This window comes from Herbaspirillum sp. RV1423 (assembly GCF_000577615.1).
Classification (GTDB): Bacteria; Pseudomonadota; Gammaproteobacteria; order Burkholderiales; family Burkholderiaceae_D; genus Herbaspirillum.
This window is the reverse complement of the sequence record NZ_CBXX010000002.1, coordinates 230,702-251,368: the sequence shown is the minus strand read 5'-3', so window position 1 is coordinate 251,368 and position 20,667 is coordinate 230,702. Positions and strand designations below refer to the sequence as shown.

At 62.1% G+C, this 20,667-nt stretch carries 19 protein-coding genes; 1 reads left to right on the top strand and 18 read right to left on the bottom strand.

Annotated elements, in window-relative coordinates; genetic code table 11:
- Nucleotides 1-2: 2 nt before the first annotated feature.
- The 14 genes from RV1423_RS02980 to RV1423_RS02915 are packed head-to-tail and all read right to left on the bottom strand — an operon-like array spanning nucleotide 3 to nucleotide 15,139.
- Nucleotides 3-2,570 carry a hypothetical protein gene (locus tag RV1423_RS02980; protein ID WP_034292929.1) on the bottom strand — a complete coding sequence of 856 codons (2,568 nt, stop codon included), beginning with the start codon at nucleotides 2,568-2,570 and terminating at the stop codon, nucleotides 3-5.
- A gap of 3 nt (nucleotides 2,571-2,573) precedes the next feature.
- Nucleotides 2,574-2,936: a hypothetical protein gene (locus tag RV1423_RS30320; RefSeq protein ID WP_034292927.1), complete on the bottom strand. Its 363-nt coding sequence runs from the start codon at nucleotides 2,934-2,936 to the stop codon at nucleotides 2,574-2,576.
- Nucleotides 2,933-3,730 carry a hypothetical protein gene (locus RV1423_RS02970; RefSeq protein ID WP_155835006.1) on the bottom strand — a complete coding sequence of 266 codons (798 nt, stop codon included), beginning with the start codon at nucleotides 3,728-3,730 and terminating at the stop codon, nucleotides 2,933-2,935. The genes RV1423_RS30320 and RV1423_RS02970 overlap by 4 nt, the downstream gene beginning before the upstream one ends.
- A complete protein-coding gene (locus RV1423_RS02965; RefSeq protein WP_051516437.1) occupies nucleotides 3,702-7,487 on the bottom strand; it encodes a baseplate J/gp47 family protein in 3,786 nt (1,261 codons plus the stop codon). Before RV1423_RS02965 ends, RV1423_RS02970 begins: the two co-directional genes overlap by 29 nt.
- Nucleotides 7,488-7,541: 54 nt before the next feature.
- Nucleotides 7,542-7,967 carry a GPW/gp25 family protein gene (locus tag RV1423_RS02960; protein WP_034292921.1) on the bottom strand — a complete coding sequence of 142 codons (426 nt, stop codon included), beginning with the start codon at nucleotides 7,965-7,967 and terminating at the stop codon, nucleotides 7,542-7,544.
- A 10-nt stretch (nucleotides 7,968-7,977) separates the two neighbouring features.
- Nucleotides 7,978-8,280, bottom strand: coding sequence for a PAAR domain-containing protein (locus RV1423_RS02955; protein ID WP_034292919.1), 303 nt, complete (start codon nucleotides 8,278-8,280; stop codon nucleotides 7,978-7,980).
- A 37-nt stretch (nucleotides 8,281-8,317) separates the two neighbouring features.
- Entirely contained in the window at nucleotides 8,318-10,105 is a 1,788-nt protein-coding gene (vgrG, locus tag RV1423_RS02950) for a type VI secretion system tip protein VgrG (protein ID WP_034292917.1), read from the bottom strand.
- 4 nt (nucleotides 10,106-10,109) lie between these two features.
- Entirely contained in the window at nucleotides 10,110-10,799 is a 690-nt protein-coding gene (locus tag RV1423_RS02945; protein WP_034292915.1) for a hypothetical protein, read from the bottom strand.
- Nucleotides 10,800-11,021 carry a DUF5908 family protein gene (locus RV1423_RS02940; RefSeq protein ID WP_034292913.1) on the bottom strand — a complete coding sequence of 74 codons (222 nt, stop codon included), beginning with the start codon at nucleotides 11,019-11,021 and terminating at the stop codon, nucleotides 10,800-10,802.
- Nucleotides 11,022-11,026: 5 nt separating this feature from the next.
- The gene (locus RV1423_RS02935) at nucleotides 11,027-11,491 is read right to left on the bottom strand and encodes a phage tail protein (protein WP_034292911.1); all 465 of its coding nucleotides are present in this window, start codon (nucleotides 11,489-11,491) and stop codon (nucleotides 11,027-11,029) included.
- 43 nt (nucleotides 11,492-11,534) lie between these two features.
- Nucleotides 11,535-11,993 (bottom strand): phage tail protein, encoded by a 459-nt coding sequence (locus RV1423_RS02930; protein WP_034292910.1) that lies wholly within the window; start codon nucleotides 11,991-11,993, stop codon nucleotides 11,535-11,537.
- 57 nt (nucleotides 11,994-12,050) lie between these two features.
- Nucleotides 12,051-13,619 carry a phage tail sheath C-terminal domain-containing protein gene (locus RV1423_RS02925; RefSeq protein ID WP_034292908.1) on the bottom strand — a complete coding sequence of 523 codons (1,569 nt, stop codon included), beginning with the start codon at nucleotides 13,617-13,619 and terminating at the stop codon, nucleotides 12,051-12,053.
- Between the two features lie 21 nt (nucleotides 13,620-13,640).
- Nucleotides 13,641-14,522 carry a hypothetical protein gene (locus RV1423_RS02920; RefSeq protein ID WP_034292906.1) on the bottom strand — a complete coding sequence of 294 codons (882 nt, stop codon included), beginning with the start codon at nucleotides 14,520-14,522 and terminating at the stop codon, nucleotides 13,641-13,643.
- 41 nt (nucleotides 14,523-14,563) lie between these two features.
- Nucleotides 14,564-15,139, bottom strand: coding sequence for a DUF4255 domain-containing protein (locus tag RV1423_RS02915; RefSeq protein WP_034292904.1), 576 nt, complete (start codon nucleotides 15,137-15,139; stop codon nucleotides 14,564-14,566).
- 384 nt (nucleotides 15,140-15,523) lie between these two features.
- On the opposite strand from RV1423_RS02915, the gene RV1423_RS28900 reads away from it, so the two are divergent.
- Nucleotides 15,524-17,272 (top strand): DUF4157 domain-containing protein, encoded by a 1,749-nt coding sequence (locus tag RV1423_RS28900; protein WP_081768657.1) that lies wholly within the window; start codon nucleotides 15,524-15,526, stop codon nucleotides 17,270-17,272.
- Between the two features lie 17 nt (nucleotides 17,273-17,289).
- On the opposite strand, the gene RV1423_RS02905 is transcribed toward RV1423_RS28900, so the two are convergent.
- From RV1423_RS02905 to eutC, 4 genes are all read right to left on the bottom strand, one after another.
- Nucleotides 17,290-17,580 carry a helix-turn-helix transcriptional regulator gene (locus RV1423_RS02905; RefSeq protein ID WP_034292902.1) on the bottom strand — a complete coding sequence of 97 codons (291 nt, stop codon included), beginning with the start codon at nucleotides 17,578-17,580 and terminating at the stop codon, nucleotides 17,290-17,292.
- Nucleotides 17,580-18,869, bottom strand: coding sequence for a type II toxin-antitoxin system HipA family toxin (locus tag RV1423_RS02900; protein WP_034292900.1), 1,290 nt, complete (start codon nucleotides 18,867-18,869; stop codon nucleotides 17,580-17,582). Before RV1423_RS02900 ends, RV1423_RS02905 begins: the two co-directional genes overlap by 1 nt.
- 170 nt (nucleotides 18,870-19,039) lie before the next feature.
- Nucleotides 19,040-19,741 (bottom strand): hypothetical protein, encoded by a 702-nt coding sequence (locus tag RV1423_RS02895; protein WP_034292898.1) that lies wholly within the window; start codon nucleotides 19,739-19,741, stop codon nucleotides 19,040-19,042.
- Between the two features lie 97 nt (nucleotides 19,742-19,838).
- Nucleotides 19,839-20,663 (bottom strand): ethanolamine ammonia-lyase subunit EutC, encoded by an 825-nt coding sequence (gene eutC, locus RV1423_RS02890; protein WP_034292896.1) that lies wholly within the window; start codon nucleotides 20,661-20,663, stop codon nucleotides 19,839-19,841.
- Between the last annotated feature and the right edge of the window lie 4 nt (nucleotides 20,664-20,667).

Genomic DNA, 20,667 nt, shown 5'->3' with positions numbered 1-20,667 from the left:
CGTCACACCCAGTAAGTGCGGTTGGCCGCGCCGCGCTGGCGTTGCAGGAATCGCACCACGCTGGCGGCAGCCTCGTTGAGGCGCTCGGCATCGGCAGCCTCGGCGTGATGGCGCAATTTGTCCAGCCACAGGCGCTGGCGCTGCTCGAAGTCGCGCATGGAGACGAAATCGAGCCAGTGGAATTCCGGATACAGATGTGCCGGCAGGTTGCGGCAGACGGTCTCTTGCGCCAGGTTCCTGAAATCGGGATCGCTGAAACGCGCCGACCAGCCGGGAAACACCACGCTGATGCGGTTGGAATAGAATTCGCCGTTGCTCGACCCGGCCGCAGCGGCGTCCTCCTCCACCTCGCGCGGTCGCAACAGCACATGCTCGACCAGATAAAACCCTTCCGAAGCGATATTCAAGCGGCAGATAAAGCCGCGCAGTTGTTGCACATGGCGGTCGGCTTCGGCCAGCTCGGGATAGTTGCCCAGCCTGACGATGCCCAGACGTGCGTCGTGGGTCTGGAAATGCACGTGGATCGTCTCGCCGTGCTGCTCAAGGATATAGTTTTCCAGGCGCACGCCCTGGGTCAGCAAGGACGCCGGCAGGATGGCGCCGCCCGGCGCATGGCGCACGTGCGTTTCGTCGCCTTCGGCAGCTTCCGCATCTTTTGTGCCGGCCTCCTCTGCTTCCGCCGCCAGCTTGCCGAGATGGCGCGCCGCGCCGGCATAGTCGTCCGCCGACAGTTCGGCGGCGGCGCTCAGGCGCAACCGGTATGTCAGCAGTTCCTGGCTGAGCGCCGGGCCGCCCGGCGGCGCCCGCAAGTCGAGCAGGATCGCAATCTTGGCGTGGATGCCGGCCAGGTTGGCGCTGCCGTCGTCGCGGCGGCTGCCTTTGGTGTAATCGAACGCCGTCGCACGGTCGCGGCTCAGGCTGGCGATATGCCGCAGGAAGGCCAGTTTGTTGTCGACCAGCCAGCGCGCCGAATGGCGGTCTTCGTAATAGTTGAAACGGCGCAGCGACTTTTGCGAAAACTCTTCGCCGTACATCGCCAGCAATACGTCGATGAGCCGGCTGCGACGGTCTTCCGATTTGTCCCGGCGGGCGACGATGTGCGCCAGCATGGAAGCGATCCGCGGCGGCGCATCCACATACAGGCTCTCGATATGCGGCAGCGCCTGGTCGTCCAGCACTTGCGAAAAATAGGTCTGGTGCACGTCGTCGAGCGAAAACACCTGCGGGATCTCCTGCAGGTTTTCCAGGTAATTGGCCATCAACTGCTCGGCCAGGAACAGGTACGCCTTGAGCTGGCTGGCGCTGACCTTGTTCCTCAGCGGCGCCGACAACGGCACCCCGAAACGGTTGATGCCGTAGATCGCCGGAAACTGATGCTGGATCGAATAGTAGTCGCGCAGCGGCCGCTGCACGCCCTCCGGCGCCGGCACGATCTGCTCCAGCGACTGCACGGTATTGCGCACGGTGTCGAACTCGAAGCGCGTCTTGCGCAAGGCCACGCGCGCATCGTCCAGCACCACCTGCGCCTTGTCTTCCTGCAAATGAACGTCGGCGGCGTCGGCGGCGCTTTGCCCTGCCGGCGGCCTGTCGTAATGGCCGACGGCGCCGCTGGCGAAATGCAGGCGCAGGAAAGTGCTTTGCGGCTTGTCCGGGAAGCGCAGCCGCAACACCTTGCCGTCGGCGCTCTCGCCCTGCACCGGCTGGCCGTTTTCGTCGCACAGCGCCAGCCGCTGCACATGGGTGACGCCCTCGACCGCCTGCACCAGCGCAATCAGCCGGGCGATGGGAGTCGCCGCGCCGGGACGGTCGGCGCCGGTGGCGGCGATGCGGCCGTGCACCGTGAACGGGCCGCTGAACATCTGCTCCAGCGTGGCGCCGTCGTCGCGCGCATCGAGATAGCGTTCGACCCGGAAACCCGAGATGATCTGTTGCGAACAACGGAAGAAGATATCGGCAAAGATCGATGCCGGATCGCGCAGACTGTGGATCTGGACATCGCCGCACAGGAACACCGGCTGGGAACCGATGATCGCGACTTCGGCGAGGTCTTCGCCGAGGTTGCGATGCGCATTGCAGACCTCGATCACCTGTTGCGTCACGCGCCACTCGAGCTGCGCCTGTTCGTCCGGCCTGAGTTCATCCTGGATGCTTTCGCGGATCTTCAGCGCGATCCGGTACAGCCCCGCGCAGGCCGCGGCATCGTCGCGGGTGAGCCAGACGTCTTCGATTTCCGGGATGCGGTCGTAGATGATCTTGCGGTAGTCATCCGCCGTCAGTACCTGGCTCGGCAGGATATCGTCGGCCTGGTGCAAGGCATGGCGCGTGAAATCGATCTTGCCGAACGGTCCGGCCAGGTAATCCTCGGGTGCAAACTCGGAACGGTAGGCCAGATCGGTGATCCCGTAGCAGAGTTGCTCCAGGATGGTCACGCCCGGGTCATGCAGGTTGTAGTCGGTCCATTTTTCGCCGCACAGTTCCTGCAGCATGGCAATGCCCGCCTTTCTCAAGGCATCGAAATCGAGGCCGTCCCGGTCCGGGACGGTCTTTTCGATGTGTTCGGGCGTCTTCATCGTTTATCGCTTCCCCGCCTTGCGGCCTGTTTTTCCGGTTTTGCCCATGCGGGCGGCGCCATCCAACTGTTGCTGCAGTTGGCGCTGCAATTCATGCACCAGCGCGTGGACCTGCTGGTAAGGCAGCTTGCCCAGGGCCTCGAGGATCAGCTTCAGTTCGGCCGCCCCGACCAGGCAGGCGTAGGTATCGCCTGCCTGCATGGCGGCGTTGGCCTGGCGATTGAGCTTGCCGATCAGTTCATAGACGAGCTTGAACGCGCATTCCGCCAGCGCGGTAATCACCAGGTTCCCCTGCTCCGCCGTCAGGACCAGTTGCAGCGTGTCGGCATGCTGCGCATCGCGCTCGCGCCCGGCTATCCGGCTCATGACTTCACCTTCGGTTCGGGATCGAGCGCGCATTCTTCCATCAAGGGGTCGAACCACAGGTTGGTCAGGTAATAGGAGACCCAGGTGCGGTCCTTGGCATTACGGCCGGTGTCGTAGGAACAGCCGACCCGCATCTGCAGGATGTAGGCATGGCGCGCGCCCTCGGGATCGGGCGCCCATTGCAGTTGCAGGCGATTGCATTTGCTGCCGAAATGCGCCTGCCGGTAATCGATCTCGCTCCTGCCGTTGAAGGCCATCATGGCGAACGCGTGCATCAGCGCATACTTGCCGGTGCCGGGCTTGCCGACGCCGGCGGTGATTTCAAACGCGTTGCAGCCCTTGAGCGTATCGGTGATGTCGTGCCATTTGCCGTCGGCCGGCACGCTCAGGCGCCCGGCGCGCCCGCGCCGGCCGTCGGCGACGATGCGGCCGGCCATGTCGAGTTCGAAATCGCCTGCGCGCACCTCGCCGTCATGCTCGACCTGCAACTGGCGCAAGGTCAGCGCGCTGGCGTTGACGGCATTGCCGAACGCCAGTCCGCCTTCCGGACCGTCCAACTGGATCGACCAGATCGGACTCTTGATATCGATGTTCTGGTAAAAGCTCAGCAGCTTGCCCTGGTTCAGTTGCGATACCTTGAGGCCGTCCGCGGCGGTCTTGTCGAAGCCTTCATCGACGATATTGAGCATCGAATCGATCAGCTCGGCGAAGGCCGACGCCGACGGCATTTCGCCATCGTTGAACTTGCGCTTGAGGGTGTCGCGATTACGCCGCGCCATTGATTTGCTGGTCATTTTTTTCTTCCGAAATAATGAAGGTTGAACCGATTTCAAGGCGGCTGAGCGCCGTGCGGGTCGGATTGCGCGGCAGCATGTCGTCGACCGCATCGATGGCATGCCGCGAAGCCGGGATGGCGATGCTCCAGGGGCACAGCGGCGTGATGTCGGCGTTGCCCTGGCCGCCGGCCCCGGCGGCCGTATCGAACAGTGCGAAAGTGAGCGCATCGGGAGACGCGATGCGCAGCATCGAGAAGCCCGAAATGCTTTCCACATACGGCAACTCGCCGATGAAGGCTTCGATGTCGTGCTGGCGGATGCGCCAGCCGAAATGGGTGCGGTAGCCGCGCCCGCTCTGCCACGGCGTCAGGAAATCCGAAATCGCCCGGTTGAGCAGGTTGATGTAATAACCGTTGCCGAGGCCGCCCGAGAACCGCACCGTGCAGCGCACCTGGATTTGCTCATAGACCGGGTTTTCCACGGAAATGCGGCTCCACGGCGACGCCAGCTCTTGCAGGAACTGGCGGATTTCCTGCATCAGGTTGCCGTTGAGCATCGGCATCTGGTCCTGATGCCTGACTGCCGGCCAGTACGGCAGCGGCACCACCAGCGCATGGCCGGGGCGGATGCAATCGTCCGGTCCGCGATCGGTGGCCAGGTTGGCGAAGCATTTGACTTTGTAGACTTCCGGGAAATATTGCAGGATCAAGGCTTCATAATCGGCCGCCGAAATCGCCCGGTTCTTGTGCCGCAGGCGTTCGCTGACGCGCGTGCGCAATTGCGCGCGGGTCTCCGCCGCACGGCCGCCGCCGGACGCAATCGGCTGCACGATCCCGGTAATGCCGGGCAAAGGTTTTTTGCTTCTGCTGATGCTGGCCGCCGGCAGCACCACCGGCACCTGCGGCGAGACATCGCGGCCGCGCTGCACTTGCACCGCCTGGGCGTGGACGTCGTAGAGGCTGCAATATTTTTCCAGGTCGCGGTCGGCGCTCACGCGCAGCCAGTAACTGCCGCCCGGCATGACGCTGTTGGCATTGCTGATATCGGACGGCAGCGACAGCGTGACGATGCCGGAGGTCATGAAGTTCTGCGTGCCGTCGGAGATGACGCGGCTTCCGGCCAGCGCCTTCCATTCATTGCCGGCCAGATAAAACCAGTGCAGCCCGGCGTCGACGCCGCCGGACTGGCGCGATGCCTCGTCGATCGCCGGCAGCGGCAGGGAATCTTCGCGCAACTGGAAAAACAGGGTCAGCATGCCGCCCAGCGCAAGCGCATCGATGCCGATGTAGAGGTTGCCGGCGAAGTCGAAACGCGGCAACAGCGCCGCCGTCGGATAACTGGCCACGCCCAGCGTTTCCCAGCCGCTTGGATACAGGTGGATGAACTGGTCGGCGCTTTCACCGACGCTGCTGTCGATGCGATCGATGCGTACCGTGCTGGCGGCGCGGTAACCGACCGAGATCGCATTGACCTGCGGCGTGTAGGGCGCATTCGGCACCGGCCGCTGGCGGCGCAGGCGCTTCATGCGGGCATTGTTCACCAGCGTCGACGACAACACATGCGGATATTGCTCGTGGCCGAACGCAAACACCGGCGCCGCCAGCGTAAATTTGAAGAAACCGTTCTTGGCCCCGGGGCCGTAGGTCAACGGCTTGCTCAGCGAGACGCCGTCGTCGGGCTCGAACAAGTGAGTGATGCTGTTGCAGTTCCAGACGATGCGGCTGTTGATGCGTTCGCCGCGTCCCGGCCGCAGCTCGGTGCGGAACAACTGCACCGTCGGCCGCTCCTGTTCGCCGGCCGGCATCCATGCGCCCTTTCCCAGTACCGCAGCGGTCGCCAGGAAATCATCGTTGGCGATGTTGACGTCATAGCCCTGGTAATAGGTGGCGAAGCCGCCATTGACCTTGGGCAGGTCGGCCCATTCCACCTCCACGCTGAACGCCGAAATGCGCTTGCCGGCCATCTCGGTGCTGCCGACCACCAGGTAACTGCCCAGCTTGGGCAGCGGCCCGAACGGCGCGAACGGCGCCGCCGCGCTGAGCTGGCCGATGTTGTTGTGCAATACCAGGTCGCGGCAACCGCTGACGTCGACTTCGATGTGCGCGCCGGTGATCCGAAGATCGCGCAGCAAGCCGTAGGGATACAGGTAGGCGCCGGGATTGATTTCAAACCGGATCATGGGCGTCGTCACGGCGAATTGCCCCTCATGCAGCGCGGCGTTGTAGGCCACCACCGACGGCGCCTGCGGCGGCAGCTCGAAACTCAGGGTAAGCGCATGGCCGTCGTAGGCCGGCAGGTAGTCCGGCACCGCCAGCCAGCCGTGTTCGCCGGTGATGCCGATGTGGAACAGGCGGCGGAACACCTTCAGGAAAATATCCTGGCGGCGGATCGCCTCCAGTGCATCCGACTCGGCGTCGCCCGGCTCCGCATCCTGCATCGCCACCGCCAGCCGGTCGAGCCGGCGCTCCAGCAAGTCGTCGTCGAACAATACCGTGACGCTGATCTTGCGCAAACCTTCCTTGAGCAGCAAGACCTTGCTGGCCAATGCAAAGCCGATGCGGGCGTCGCTCCAGGTGATCGCCTGGCGGCTGTTCTTGGGAGCGCCGAGGATGGGATAGGCGCGCGTGCCGGCGCTGCCGTCTGCATTGAGCGGCAGCGGATTGAACCAGGCGCCGGTAGGCCAGGTGCGCGCGCCGGCCGGCGGCGCCGACAGCGGCGTTCCATCGGCGCCGAGCAGGTTTTCCGGGGCGCTGTAACGGTTATGGTCGAAATAGAGCGTCTGCAATGCGCCGACGCGGGCATCGCTGACGACCAGGTCGTTGTCTGACACGTAGACGATGTCGCGGCTGTCGGCATCCAGCCCGGCCAGGAATTCGGTCTGCGCCGGCACCAGAACGTCGCGCGTGGCGGGATTCTTGCGGAACACCAGCCAGGTGCGGTCGGCCACTGCCGGCAACGGCACGCTGCCCAGCATCTTGTCGTAGTAGAAATCGAGATAGTTGCGGGTGAAACGGTTCAGCTTGCCCTTGAGCTTCTGGAACTGCTGCACGAAAGCGATCAGCATGCCGGTCGCGGGATCGTGTTGCTGGCTGAGCAGCGATGCCGGCAGGCGCGCCGTCGCTTCCTTGCGGATCATTTCGATGGCCTTGATGAAGGCGTGGAAATCGGTGCGCACCACGGCCTTGCTGAGCTGCGGCTGCGGGGTCTGCGCTGACGCCGCAGCCCCCGCAGCCGTCTCTGCCGTCCATACCGGATCAAGCAGCAAATGGCCGCCCTGCTGTTGCAACAGCGCCAGCAATCCCGACTTGTCGGCGCGCAACTGCGCAATCACGCTTTCGATCAGCAGCCGCAACGACAGCGCGCTCTCGCTCTGCGCGTCCAGCAGCGCCACATACCAGTCGTTGATGGTGCGCGCCAGCGCCGCCACCGGCAAGGCGTGCAAATCCCATCCGCGCGCCTGGCCGCGGCTGCCGGCGCCAATGCCGACCTGTTCCGGCGTGCTGCGCCACCAATCGTCGAAGCGTGCCGTCGCGCCGGCCAGGTCGAGCGCCAGGATGCGGCTCATCACCACGGTTTCGTCGGCATGGAAGAACGGCGTCCAGTCGCCGTCGGGCTCGTTCCGCGCATTGTAAAAGCGCACCAGCGCGGCAAACTCCGTGACCATCGCCAGCAAATCCTGGAACGACATCTCGTCGAGATCGAAATAGCCGTCCTGCAATGCGGGCAAAGCGCGCATCGCCTGGCTGGTTCCATCCCTGATGATGAGATTGTTCATCGGCGCATCGTCAGTCGCGGTAAGTGCAGCAAATACGGCGCGCCGGCGCCGCGTTTACTTGCCGGGCACATTGGTGCCCTCCAGGAAGTAAAACGGATACACCATGTTGCTGCGCGTATTGGTGCCGCGCACGGTGTAGTCGATGCGTATGTCCAGCCGCCCTTCGACGATGCCGGACTCGTCCATCACGATGGCGTCGACCGAAATGCGCGGCTCGAAAAAAAGGATCGCGCGCTCGATGGCGTCGCGGATCTCGGTCACCACGCTTTCGTTGACCTCGTTGAAGACGTGGGCCTTGAGCCCGCAGCCGAAGCTGGGCTGCATGATGCGTTCGCCCGGCGTGGTCGAGAGGATGATGAACAGGCTCTCGTGGATGTCCCGTTCTTCATCGACCATGGCCACGCTGCCGCGCGCGGCGCTGTTGCCGAAGTGCGGCGGGAAACTCCAGCCGGTGCCGAGGAAGGATTTCTTGAGGCTCACGGCGGGCTCCTTATCCGCCGATCATGACGGTCGGACAACCGATCGCGATCTTGCCGCCGTGGGCGCAGGGATCGCCCATCCTGGCGGCCGGCTTGCCGCCGATCATGACGGTGGTCGACCCCATCACGATCGAATCGGGCGGGCCGACGCAGACGCAATTGTCGGTCACCACGGAGGCCGGCAACTTGCCGACGAGGACGGTCGGCACGCCGGGCCCGATGATCGGCCCGCCGACGTGCGGGATCGGCGCCGGAAATGCCGGCGTCTGCATCGGGCAGACGTGCATGTCGGTAATTCTGGCTGCTAACGGCATGGAATACTCCTGAAAACGATGACTATCGAAAAGCGCGTCAATTGATCATCACCATCGCGCCCTTGACCGTGGTCTGGCCGCTGGCGGACAGCTCGGCGGTGGCGGAGCCCTTGGCCACGAAGCCGACGTTGGCGGTGTTGTTGATATTGAGCGCCTGGTTCTTGATGTCGGCCTTGGCCGTGCTCTCGATGTTGGCCACCGCCGAGATGGCGACCTTGCCCTTGGCGTTGATGACGATGTCCTTGGGGCTGTCGAGCAGGATGCCGCTGGTGTTCATTTCAATCTTGTTGCTGTTCTGGTCGGTCAGGCAGATCGACTTGGCGTCGTCGCTGAGCACGATGGTGTTGTTCTGCGGCGTGACGATGGTGATGACTTTCTTGTCGTCGTCGAACACCACCTTGAGCAAGCCCTTGGTCCACAAGGCCTTGGTGTAATTATCGGCGGTCAGCTCGTACGGCATTTTGCGCTGGCTGCTGTACAGGCTGCCCAGCACGACCGGATGCGACGGATCGTTGTTGAAATAGCCGATCACCACCTCGTCGCCGATCTCCGGAATGAAAAACGCGCCGACGCCGGACGAGCCGTAGAAACTCGCCAGGCGCGCCCACACCCCTTCGGTTGCGGCCTGCAACACCGAAATCGCGACCTGGATCTTGTATTGCCCTTCGGGATCGGCATCGAGCTTTTTGACCACGCCGATCTGCAAGCCGGCGACGCCGGGCAGCAGGCCCGATGCCGGCGCGTCGCCGCCGCCATGCTCCTCGGTGAACCACTCCGGCGCCATGCCGAACTCGACTTCGGTGATCCAGTTGCCGTTGGTGATCTCGTGATTGACGGCGCTGACAAAGACGCTGCCGCTGAAGCGCTTGCCCACTCCGGCCAGCTCGATCATGGCGCCGGGCTTGGCCAGCGCGCTACCCTGGAATTTCATCTTGCCGCGAATCTTGGCCAGCGCGGCTTTCATCTGGCGCGCCGACGCCCAGGCCTTGATATCGTCGGTTTCGAGCGGCACCGTGGTCTGCAGACGGAACGACGCCGGCCCGGCGACCTTGGCCAGGGCTGCCGCTTCGAGGTTGCCCTGGGTGTAGAGCGCCGCCGGACTGGCGGTCTGCTGCACCACCGCCTGCGTAGCCGGATCCCAGGCGGCGCCCATCACGCTCTGCAATTGCGTGCGGGCATCGATATCGGCCTGGAACGACATCAGGTCGGTGCCGTAAGTCACTTTCAGCACCGCGGCGACGCTGGTCTGCGGCGCCTTGACGATGATGCTGCTGTCGTCCGGCACCACCAGGAAGCCGTTGGCTTCGGCGCGCGCCACGATGAAATCCCAATCGCTGCTGTAATACTGCACGATCTCCTTGTGCTGCGTGGTGGTGGCGGTGACATCGGCGCTGACCCCGCACGGCGACACCAACTGGCTGATGATGTCGCTGTCCTTCAGGTTGACGTAGTTGGCGTTCTTCCTGCCGATGGTCAGCGATACCGCCTTGTGCTTGCATTCGATCTGCAGCCGCGCCTCGTTGCTGCCGGTGATCTTGATGCCGTGCCGCACCACCACGCCCTGGAAAATCGGCTTCGTCTGGCTGCCGTAACCGGCGTTGATGACGATCTGCTTGCCCGGCGCGAACACGTCCATGTCGCTGACCGGGAAGTCGTCGTCGGGCATGTCGCCGTCGAGGATGCTGATCCTGGCGGTCGGGATGCGGTTGACCGCCTTGCTGATCTCGACCGAAATGACGCCGATGGTGTTCGCAATGGGCGTGCCTTCGCTGGTGATGCTCAGCTTCAGCACGCCGCTGGCGTTGAGTTGGGGAGAATCTGCCATGACGTCAGACCAGAGGCGGGAACCGCAGTATCAGGCCCGGTTCGAGATTGCGGAAATTGGTGAGGTTGTTGATGCGGGCCACTTCGCGGTAATAGGACGGATCGTTATAGATGCGATTGCACAGCAGCGGCAAGGTATCTCCCATCGCCACTTCCACCAGATGGCTCAGGTCGGGCGAGCTCTGGTTGGCGCGCAGGCTGCCTTCCTCATTGCTCATCCAGCCGGTGAAGCCGAGCGCCACCTTGGCCCGCAGCGGCTCCCCGCTGGGCTTGAACATGGTGTAATCGATGGAAATCGATTCCACCCGGCCGAAAAAGATGAAGGTGCCCCATAACAGCCGCACGTAATTCGGTTCGTGTTTCTGGCCGTTGTAGTTGTAGATCACCGCCAGCAAGGCATTGACCTTGGTGGTTACGCTGGTCATGCCGATCAGTTCGACCACGCCGGTGCCGTCCAGCACGAGATTGTCCATGCTCAGGGTCTCGGGACAGATGGCGCTGAACTTGGAGGCCGAACTGGATTGGCCCAGCGTCTTTTTCTTGTTGTAGTCGATGCTGAGCTGGCGCTTGTAACTGGCCGGATTGATCATCACTTCAAACGCCGATTTGCTGCCGTCGACGCTGATGGTGCCGTCGCTGCCGACATTGCAGGCGGCGATGCTGAGCTTTTTCTTGAGTCCGGTGCTGATGGCCATCTAGCGCTCCCGCGACCGGCTCAGCATATCCAGCATCATGGCGCGGCATTCGGCCAGGAGTTCGTTGCGGGTATCTTCGTCGAGCTTCGTCCCGGCGCAGGCGCTGCCGATGAGCGGCTTGCCGCCGGATGACTTGCCCTCGCCGCCGCTGTCGCCGCCCTCGCCGCCGGCCCGTTGCATCACATTGGACTTGATGCTCAGTTGTCTGATTTCTATGGACATGATTGCTATATCAACCTGTTCGAATAGGTATAACTCAAGACAATCTTCTCGATTGCCACTTCGTTCTTGGTCGAATTGAAATTTTCCACTTCCCACTTCACCGGGAATGCATTGGCGAACGACCACACCCGGATCGGCAGTTTCGATTCGTCCAGCAATTGCACGACGATCGGTTGCGCCACCACCGGCGTGATGAAGTCCATCTCGAATACCGAGCGGCACCAGATCACCAACGGCGACGTCAGCGGCGCAATGCCGCGCTTGAGTTCGAGGAAAGGATGTTTCACGCCTTTGGGCAAGGTATGGACGTAGCGATTCTCGCCGCCCTCGACGACGGTTTCGGTATCGACTTCGGCCGAAATGCCCGACACCTCCTGGAAAGAGGTGTCGGTCAGGCCCAGGGTGGCGGCGAACGCCACCTTGAAATAAAAGGCCGAAGGCGGATACACATCCGAAAACAAAGAAACCATCCGCTTAACTCACGAAAATGCCGCAGTCGCGCCGGAGCGGACCTTAGCCGTTGGCGATGGTCAGCCCTTCGTGGACTATCTCGATAGTCTCGATGGCGACTTCGTTGCCTTCCGCCTTGAGGTCGGTGCCGGTGATCTTGGTCGGCCAGGCATTGGCCAGCGTCCATACCATGGTTGGCTTGCCGGCTTCGTCGAGCAGGCTGATGGTCACCGGCACGCGCTTGATGGTGTTCATCTTGATCTGGTTGAACCAGTCCCAGAACTTGTTATCGGATTTGAAGATGCCCTTCTTCATGGTGATGTTGCCGACCTTCTTCATGCCCGGCATCTTGATGACCGAGAATTCCGGGCTGTCGCCGTGGCGGTATTTGATTTCTTCCGATTGCACGTCGAGACCGCTGACTTCTTGGAAGGACATGACCTGCGAATCCCACTTCACCTGGAAATAGAATTTCGGGAGCGGCCACAGCGTGGTTGATTGTTTTGATCCGTCATCTGCCATCACAAACCTCGTCTAATAATGAAATGTTAAAAAAGCCATCGGGCGATGCTGCCGGCATCAGGACTTCTGCATTTGCTGCTGGAACGTGATTTCGATGAATTCGGCCGGACGGCTGACGGCGACCAGCACCGACACCTTCAGCAGGCCTTCCAGGATATCGTCGGCAGTCATGGTTTCGCCGAGGCCGACGAATACGCTGAAGGCGTCGTCGGGACTGGCGCCGGCCAGTCCGCCGCGCTTCCAGACGCTGGTCAGGAAGTTGCGCACCATGCTCTTGATCGTGACCCAGGTGTTGGCCGTATTGGGTTCGAACACATAGGCCTTGCAGGCTTGCTTGAGCGATTCCTCGATCATGATCATGGTGCGGCGCACGCTGATGTAACGCCAGTCGAGACTGTTGCCGTCAAGCGTGCGGGCGCCCCACACCAGCACGCCTTCGCCGATGAAGGCGCGGATCGCGTTGATCGACTTGCCCTGGGTGGTGACGTTGAGATCTTCCTGCTCGTCGTTGGAAATCGCCACGGTCGGCGACACCACGCCGTTCATGCTGATGTTGGCCGGGGCCTTCCACACGCCGCGCGTGTTGTCCACCATGGTGTACAAACCGGCCATGCCGGCGGCGGGCGGCAGCAGGTTGAGCTTCTTCTGGATCGCCAGGATGATCTTCGGATACAGGCCGCTGACAGCCAGCAGCGTTTTGTTCAGCGTCAGCATGTCGGTGGCCGGATCCTTGGACTTGCTCCAGTCCGTGGTAATGGCCGTCAGCGATGCATTGAGCTGGTCGATCTTGACCTTGGCCGCCGGCGTCGGATCCTTGGCGTCGATGATGGGCGACAGCTCTTTTTTCAGCAGGTCGGTCAGCACGTCGAGGTTGGTGATCGCGGTGAAATCGATGTCCTTCTCTTTGACGATCGAGGTATTGACCCAAGGGTAGTAGGCCGTGCCGAAATCGAGGAAGTTGGTGCCGATCGACTCGCGGAAAGCGCCGACGCAATCCCCCGCCGGATCCTGGCGATCCTTGTAGCCGTTGTAGACGTCCAGCAAGGCGACGCGATTGCGCATCTTGAAGCCGCAATGCATCAGCGCATTGGTCTGCACGGTGGTGCAATCCTGCGCCGACAGATGCACCGCATCGGGGACCAGCACCATGGTAGGTTCCTGCTCCTTGAGCAGCGTATCGATGCCGGCGGAGATCTTGTCGGCGTCGAGATCGTCGCCATAGTGGCCGACCGAAACGATGTAGCACGGGCCGCCGCCATTCTGGAAGAACAACAGCATGCTGTTGTAAAGGATGTAAGGCGTGCCGTCGATCTTGAGCTCATACTCCACGCGTTGTTTGGTGGCGCTGTCGGTGATCGAGAAATCCCCTGCGACGGCGGGTGCGTTCGCCTCCGGCGCCGCCAGCGGATTGATCGAGAACTTGCTCTTCGGCGGGCCGCCATAGTAGGAATTGAATTCCGCCATGGAGGTGATGCGCCAGGCTTTGCCGGCCAGCGAAGTTCCTTTGTTGTCGGAAAATTCCGTATAGCCGATAAAGGCAGGCACTGCCGTCGCGACTTCTACGACAGAGTTCGGAAAGGCGTTTTTCTCGACGACATAAACACCCGGTGTTTTGTATTGCGCCATAATTTCACCCTCAGTTATTGTTCAATTGATATAGATCTCTGAAACCAACGCTGCCCTGCTGCCTACCATTTCCTGCGTTACCTTGCTCACGTCGGCATTGGGCAAGCGCCGGATCAATACGCGCTCGCCCATTCCGCCCTGCTCCCGCAACTGGAATCGCTGCGGATATTGTTGCTGCATCTCGATTTCACCATCGCTCATGAACACCAGCGCACGCCGGTTGCCCGGCAATAGCTCGGGTTCCGCGGCGACGAAGCGCACTGCTTCATCGAGGTCGACGACCGCCAGCTTGAGCGCGTCGGCATCCGTACCGCTGATGAAGTAATACTTCCAGACGCTCTTGCGCACGGCAAAGCGCGCGTAGTAATCGACACTGCCCACGGCATCCGCGTCCGCCTTGCCGCCGGTTGCGGTCTGTCCGGCGACATGATCGGCAAGATCGACTTCCGCCACCAGCACCGGCTTGCGCAAGACATCGCGACGATCGAGATGGCGCGCCAGCAACGGCGCCGTCATCGACTGCATCAGTCCGGCGTCGACCGCCTGGCCGGCATGCAGGCGACGTCGGCCGGCATCGTCCGCGACGCTGGCGCCGCTGCGCAAGTACAGCAGGCTCTCCGGATCCGGAACAAGCGGCAACGTGTACTGCGAAAACAGCGGGTCCTGCGCGAACCACTTGAACGCCAGCAGCACCGCCCCCGGCGTGCAATCGTCAAGCAACATGCTGCGCCGCGAAGCGTCGCAAAACACCGCCAGGCCATTGCGCTGCGGCCTCACCAGCACGTCGCGGCGGCGCATCCAGTCAGCCGTCTGCGGCGTCGGCACGCATGAAAACGCCGTCGGCTGCCGCCCCCAAAAGGCGTGCTCGACATCGATGCTGAACAACGGCGAATAGACAGACATGACGCACTCCGATGGCGACAGGCGGAACTCTTGATCAGGCTTCAGTGATTGGCTGCCGATGCAGGCAAGCGTACGTTCGGCACACGCGCCACGATGTCGTCCGTGTCGAATGCCACCATCCGCACCTTGTACAACACCGAGGGCAGATATTTGCCGCCCAACAGCGTCCAGATATTGCTCAGTTCATGTATTTTCAGATTCTCGATATCCAGCACCAGCTTTTCAATGCGCGGATCCAGTCCCGGCGAGACCTGATGGTCGAACACCGGAAAGCGCTGGAAATAGGCGATCGCGCCCGAGATGAGTTTCAACGCTTCGGAATAATTGGCGCCGTTGAAATTGGCGGCGATCATCACATAGAGATTGAGATAGAGCGGCGCGCTGCTGACGACTGCGCGCAGGGCCCCGGCCTCGCCCGGGTTTTGCTGGCGGTAAGGCACCGTATCTTTTTCCAGGTTGGTCAGGAACACCACCAGCTTGTTGTTGGTGTTGGGCGCGGCATGTCCTTCGGCGTCCACCAGCCCGGACATCGTCACGATGTCTTCCGTCAGCGCATAGGTCTGCTTGAGGAACTGGTTGAGCTGGATGGATAGATGGCTTACTGCGGCGTTGATCATGTTCCCCGACACCTTTCGCGATGAAACTATTCTTTTTGTGAGACGATTCAGCGGCTACTACGGATGTTTCTTGTTATTTCTCTTTGCGCGTTTTTTGAGTTTCTATTTTCGGACGCGCCTTCCTCACTCATGATTTTTTTGATTTTGCAGCGGAACTTTATCATAAGACATTCGTTCCTTTGAGTATTTTTACATCACAAAAATCTAGATTTCATTCACTCCCCCGACAAAACAACATACCCATTAGTTTTAAATTATGGTGTTACATTGACTCGGCCATTCAAGGCGCGTCCCTGATCAATGGCGAAAACCGGAATTGTTTTGTCTTTGCACGCCGCAAGTGCGGGTAACGCGAAGGGCTAACTCAGCGCGGGAGAAAAAACCATGAAGTCTCGGCTACAAGCAGGTACGGAACGCACGCAGCGAGCCGCAGCGCGCTCTCCCGCATTCGCCTTGAAAGCGACGGGCAAAAACGCCTTCGTCGATAACCGGCCGGCGGCGGCAATCCAGCGCATGTTGCAGGAAGCGGCGGGCGGCAGTTCGCAAGCAATGCGGCATGGCGCGACGGAAGACGGCGCCCCCTTGCAAGCGAAAGAGCAACCGGCGGAAGATGAAGAACCCGTCCAGGGACGGTTTGCCGCAACCGCACCAGTGCAACTCGCGCAACAGGAGAAGAGCAAGGCCAACCATACCGGCCTGCCGGATCATCTCAAATCAGGCATCGAAAACCTGTCGGGCATGAGCATGGATCACGTCAAGGTCCACTACAACTCGTCCGAACCCGCCCAGCTCAATGCACATGCGTATGCGCAAGGCAGCGACATCCATGTGGCGCCTGGCCAGGAACAGCATTTGCCGCATGAAGCCTGGCATGTGGTGCAGCAGGCCCAGGGACGGGTGAGGCCGACGATGCAGATGAAAGGTGCGGCAGTCAATGACGATGCGACGCTGGAGGAGGAAGCGGATCTGATGGGGACGAAAGCGGCCTCGGCCGCGCAGCGCAAAACGTCAAACCATGCGCAACGGTTTGCCGCGACATCCATGCCGGGACGCCAGCCGGTCCAACTCGCCCGCTATTTGAAAAGTATCCAGAATCCCGGCGACATGGACAATGAGGTGCTGCGCCTGACCCATGCGTCGCCGCTGGACACGAATACCTTCGGCGGCAACGACCCCGCCTCCTGGAACAACCGGCCGATCGACCTGAACCGATGGCTGGCAGGCGGCGCCGGCAACAGCGTCACCCACTACAATCCCGGCCAAAACCAGTACTATTCGCCGGTCGGTTATATCGTCGAAGTGGCGCCCGCCGACGTACTGGGCAACTATGCCGGCGACGGCAGCACCTCCACGCTGAACTCGGACAACGCCCGCTATTGGCAAGCCGTGGAGGCAATCCGGGGAGCGCTGACGGCTGATCTGGCCATCAATGCGGCCATCGATGGCAACGGCTACACGGCCAATTTCGCCGCGCCGGTGACAGACAAGGCGACGGCGATCGTCCTGACCGGACGCATCGAGCACTTCCTTGCCAACGGAGGGATCGGCGCCGACGTGAAAGCCGCGGCAAAAGTCATCATCAAGGCGCAAGCCAAAACAGCCTTGATCGGGCACTATTCCAACACGGGAAATTATCCGCTCGGGCCGGGCGGCCCGGCCCCGCTGGCCCCGCTGGAAGCGCATCTGCAAGGGCTGGCGGCCGGAACCGCTTATCACAATCCGGCCCAGGGACCTCACGGTCGCGACATCAAATATACCGAATCGCAGGTACACGCGGAACTGGCGCACGTGGTCGGCACCTTCTATGCCACTGAACTGGGTTCCTATCCTGTCGGATTGATCAATGCGGCATGGCTCATGGGCGACCCGGCATGGCTGAACAACAGGCGTTCGGCAGCCGATCAATTCAAGCAGAAATTCGCCACCGCCGGCAATCGCAACGTCGCCGTCATGAGTTTGTCCGGCGGCGCCCTGGCCGCCGCAGCCCCGTCCTGGGGTACCCGCCTGACGCGCGGGTTCCTGCGCTGGGCCCTGCCGGCGGTCGGGGTCGCGGTGGTGGCTTATGCCTCCCTGCCTTATTTGCAGCAGTTGTTCGGTCAATATCTGGCGGCAAACCAGGGAGGCGCCGAATAACATTCGTCTCGCGGAGATCAGGCCTTCTTCTTTCGCTGGACTGCCCCCACCGTCAAGCCCATCGGCTTCAGCAGTTTGTCGGCCGTGACCAGCGTCGGCGAAGACACCTCGCGTTCGATGTCCTGCAAGGTCCGCGCCGACACGCCGCACAACCTGGCGTATTCCGCGATGGTCAGCCGCAGCGTGGTGCGGATTTTCCTGATCACGGCAGGAACCGGCAACGCCGGATCGGCGACCAGTTCTTCCGACAACCGGCGGCGCGCCTGCAATTCTTCGGCCGGATTCAAGGGGTTGAATCGCCGGTCCATTACAGGTCCTCCAATTGTTGTCGGATGTTGCCGACGGTTCTTTCCAGCGGCTGCAGGAATTCGCCGGCGATGCCGAGATCGGCCGCGTTGCCGATCAGCGCCGCCATCGGCGCCGCCATTTGCTTCACGGCAGTACGGACGATCTGCTCGTCGATTGCCGCGCTCTCGCATGCCTGCCGGATGACGCTGGCCCAATCCGGCGAACCGTCGTCGTCGGCTTCCCACCGTATGCGCCGCGCGATTCCCTCCGGGTGCAGCCACATCGGCGCAAAGTCGAACAGCGGCGTGAGCGACACCGTGCCGTCGCTCCTGCGCTGGATGGCGGTGTTGCGCGCGTGGTTGTCCTTGTTGCCGAGCGCCACGTTGGCGATGTCGCGCCGGATGTATTCGATGACGTCCGCAACCGGGTCGGCGGCGACTTCCTTGAGCCGGCGGCATACCGTATTGTGAGACGGCACCTTGCCGAATCCGCCGAGGCCGCACAGCGAGGCGACGCTTTCCTGGCCGTGGCGCACTACCTTGCCGTCGGCGATCTCGCGATCGAAGCGCGGAATGAACAGGGCGCGCCGGCGCAACGTAAGCTCGCCGAAGACCTTGAGGCCGAGGCTCTTCGCCAGCGCCATGTACGGCGCTTCCAGGCGAAGGATGCTGGCCATCGACTCGTCGGTTCCACGACCGAATTTGACGATGAAATGCGCCTTGGCCAATGCATCGGGCAAGGTATGGTCGAGATAAAAGAGATCGTCGTCGGCCTGCGTCAGCAGAATCTTCGGCCACTCGCCCTGGACGCCGGAAGAGCCGGCCAGGAACAGTCCGTTCTGGGCCAGGTATTCGTTGAAGTCCCCTGCCCGGCTCGCCACCTGCTCCATGGTGAAACCGATCCGCGGTTCCGGCGTTCGCGCGGCCGCCCATGCATGGGCTTCTTTCACCCTCAGGTTGCCGATCGGATTGCCGGCGCCGGCGCACAGCAGATCCCAGTCCGCGCCGCTGCCGGCGTTTTCGCTGCGATCGAGCTGCTTGAGCAACTCACCGCGGCCGTAGCCTTGCGGGAGCAGATCGACCAGGAATGGCGGCCAGGCAGGCTGCGCATCGGCCGCCAGATCCACCGGCACATTCACGGACAATGCCGCGGCGTCGGCGCGCTCCCAATACTCAAGCGCATAGGAAGACAGGTAGGCCAGGTAAGTGGACGCCTCCACACCCGGCTGCTCGCCGCCTGTCAGCTCCACGGTCGCCGCATCTTGCCAGCGTCCGTCGATGAATATCTGCAATGTGCATGTCTTTGTCATTTACACATCTTAGTATCATGATTATGAAATGTCCAGTGCATATACATGATAGTTAAATGTGTAAAAATGAAGTACCGGAAGTTCGACGCACAAGCGGCCGCTCCTGCCGCAGGCGGCAGGAGCCGATGTTCATCGATGTCGCGGAAGTATGGCGAGGCCGCCGGCAGGCATCAACCCGCGACGCCGTCATCCCTGGTCATGGCGTCCGCCAGCTTCGCCCTGAAATGCAGACTCTCGTCGCTGTCGTCCTTGTCCTTCTGCTTTTCGACGGTGACGCCGTGGGTAATCTGATATTGCGTGTAGGCAGCGATCAGATCCCTGGTGAAATCCGCGGCGTCCTTCACCGGCTGCCAGCCCTTGTCGCCCAATTCATCGACCTCGATCTTGGCGCCGTTGAAACTCAGGCTGTAGGTGTCGGTCTTCTCCGAACGCATGAAGTCGTCGAGGAAGGATTGCAGGCCGCCGTTGCCCGACTTCCCCTGGAAGTCGGAGACCACCTTGTCCAGCGCGCTTTTACGCGCAGCGACTTGCTGATTGATCAAGCCGCCAAGCATGTTTTGCACGGCAGGATCGGCCTTCAGCATGGCCTGGAATTTATCGTTGCGGCTGTCTCCGCTCAGTTCGTAGCCGTTCGGGCCGGAGGTGACGCGGATGGCTGGCGGCGTCGAGATGCCGAACTGCGACAAGGCGGCACCCAATGCCGCCACGGCTGCGGCATTCGCGGCAGCGGCCGGATCCTGGGCATCCGGCGCCGCACTCTGCGCGTTGGCAAGCACTTCGCGAAACGGCATGCCCATGCCGTCTGCGCGTTGCGATTTGACGATGCTGTTGACGTAGGTGGACAACGTTTCCGCATTCGCTACATTTAACATCTTTCCTCCCGTTTTTTGTGGTGCCGTCGCCGATGGGGCGTACCGTTTTGCCTGGGCTACGGCGGTGGTCGCAGTATAGCTAATGATGCACTCCTGTTCATCCACCCCCGAGGAGAAAATTTCTTGCCGGCTGCGTCAGCGCTGCCGCATCGGCGCCGCTCTCGTCCTTCAGCGCCACGCCGGTCAGTTGCCGCCTGAATGCCTCGCCCAGCAGATAGTCCAGCTTGCCGGCGGCTTCGTCGTAGCGCAGGCCCTCCGGCCTGACGTTGGAAATGCAGTTGCGTTCCGCATCCGTCATGCCGACGCGCGGCATCCAACTGAGGTATAGCCCCATGCTGTCCGGCGAACTCAGTCCCGGCCGCTCGCCGATCAATACCACGACCATCCTCGCCCCCAGGAGGCTGCCGACTTCATCGCCGATTGCCACACGCCCCTGCCGCACAATGGTCGGTGCGGCCTGCCGCCAGCGTCGTTGCGCAATCCGCTGTTGCACGGCGGCGAGAAAAGGCGCGGCATGTCTGGCGATGGCCAGCGACGACAGGCCGTCGGCAATGACGAAAGCCAGGTCGGCAATCGGCTCGCCCGCAGGCGCCGAATCTGTCAAGACTGCGCGAGAAAGGTCACTCAACCGGCGCCCGAGGTCGGGCCGCTGCAGATAGATCAGCCGATCGGGCGCGGCGCTGTCCAGTACGCGGCAGTCTTCCGCGCCCGCAATGCCGGCGTCGATCAGTTGCCGCCGCAGCAGCTCGGCGTCCAGCGCCAGATGCACGGCGTCGCGCGCCTGCGCATGCGCCAGTTGGAAAGCCAGTTGCGGCGCGGTCGGCTGGCTGACGCCGGCACGGCCGAGGGCGATCCGGGCCGCGGTGAAACGGCGCAGCGTCTGCCAGGGATTGTCGATGACCGGAGCGTCGCGTTTCGCCATGATG